Source organism: Palleronia pontilimi, assembly GCF_016412875.1.
In the GTDB taxonomy this organism is placed as follows: domain Bacteria; phylum Pseudomonadota; class Alphaproteobacteria; order Rhodobacterales; family Rhodobacteraceae; genus Palleronia; species Palleronia pontilimi.
The window spans coordinates 1-528 of record NZ_JAEKPD010000052.1 but is presented as its reverse complement, the minus strand read 5'-3'; the positions used below and the strand labels follow the sequence as shown (position 1 = coordinate 528).

Below are 528 nucleotides of genomic sequence, written 5' to 3'. Positions count from 1 at the left end.
TTGATGCATAATAATAGCATGAGCAACATTATGGATGGCTTGGCACCTCGACTGCTCAGGGATCTGCAACAGTTGTTGACAACACAATTGTTGCAATAGCTGGTAAGTACTTTGTTGCAAAACTTGTGAGCTTGCATGCGCTATGTTGTGTTGTTGCAAGACAACATCCCTGCATGGAATCAGTTGTTGTTGCAAAATTTGTTGGAGGATTTGTTGTTGTTGTTGTTGTTGTTGTTGTTGTTGTTGTTGTTGTGCTTGTTGCTGCGAAATTGGTTGTTGTGGTTGTAGATACTGTGGTTGCTGTTGTGGATATGGTTGTTGTGGTGGAAATGATTGCGGCTGCGGATATGGTAGTTGTGGCGGAAATGGTTGCGGCTGCGGAAATGGTTGCAGTTGCAGATATGGTTGTTGTGATGGAAATGGTTGCGGCTGCGGATATGGCTGTTGTGGTGGAAATTGTTGTTGCTGCCCTGGAAATTGTTGTTGTTGTACCAATGGAACTTGCTCTTGTGGCTGTTGCTGAGATGG

The 528-nt window shown here is 44.3% G+C and carries 1 protein-coding gene; it reads left to right on the top strand.

Annotated elements, in window-relative coordinates; translation table 11 throughout:
• Nucleotides 1–173: 173 nt before the first annotated feature.
• Nucleotides 174–528 (top strand): hypothetical protein (locus tag ILP92_RS18975; RefSeq protein ID WP_198917841.1); only part of this gene is annotated, 355 nt, incomplete at its 3' end.